The organism is Rhizobium sp. SVR5-9E (genome assembly GCF_056755095.1).
In genome coordinates this window covers 1-1,029 of sequence record NZ_JBNDHS010000218.1, presented here as the reverse complement: position 1 = coordinate 1,029, position 1,029 = coordinate 1, and the positions used below count along the sequence as shown (strand labels likewise).

Annotated in this window: 1 protein-coding gene; it reads right to left on the bottom strand. The window is 57.3% G+C overall.

Annotated elements, in window-relative coordinates:
- Nucleotides 1-800 (bottom strand): group II intron reverse transcriptase/maturase (gene ltrA / locus ACPYOJ_RS34485; protein ID WP_481420245.1); only part of this gene is annotated, 800 nt, incomplete at its 3' end.
- Between the last annotated feature and the right edge of the window lie 229 nt (nt 801-1,029).

The window sequence follows — 1,029 nt, the reverse complement described above, 5'->3', positions numbered from 1 at the left end:
CAGTAGACGATTTTAGTCTTGTCAGGATGAAGCGTCAGCCCACAGTCAGTAAAACGCGCGTCCAGAGCTTTCTGAAGCGCCATCGCTTGGTCCTCGGTCCGACAATGACAGATCGCGTCGTCAGCATAACGCTCAAACGGAATGTCCGGGAAATTCCGACACATCCACATGTCAAACGCATAGTGAAGAAAGAGGTTTGCCAAGAGGGGGCTGATTACCCCGCCCTGTGGCGTTCCTCGTTCTCTGACGACGAGATTTCCGTCCGGCATCTGCACTGGCGCTTTCAGCCATCGTTCGATGTATAAAAGCACCCACGGGCAATCGGTGTGCTTGCGCACAGCCCGCATCAGCAGGTCCGGTTCGATGCTATCAAAGAAAGCCTTGATATCGAGATCAAGAACCCAGTTGTAACGCCAGCATCGCTGCCGTGCCACGCCGATCGCATCGAGCGCCGATTTGCCGGGCCGATATCCATAGGAATCCGGATGGAATTTAGGCTCCACCGTCGGTTCCAGATGGCGTTTGACCACCATCTGCGCAATGCGATCGGCGACCGTAGGTATGCCCAGCGGGCGCGTCTTCCCATCGCTCTTGGGTATGTCGACCCGCCGCACCGGCGGCGGAAAGTAGCTGCCCGACGCCAGCCGATTCCAGAGCTTGTACAGGTTGTTCGTAAGATCAGCCTCAAAGTCCGCAATCGTCTGGCCGTCAATGCCAGCCGCTCCTTGGTTGGCTTTAACCCTCTTATAGGCCTCCCACACCTCCCTTTTCGGAATCGCATACGGCTTTGCTCTATCCACGAGGATCCTCCCGTCGCCGGTTGTCCTCGCTCCAGAGCTGAACAACGCAACCCCTTCGCTCCAGCCCCATTACAGGACCTTCAATACTACTACGGGCTGCTCCGCCCCTGTGCTCCGCTTCGGTAATCTCACCCTCGCAGGGACCGCCTGCTTGGGTTCTCCCTTAACATCGGAGCGACAGGTTCCCGCGTTCCACATGAAAGCCTGGTGAAGAGTCACGCCGCCTTCA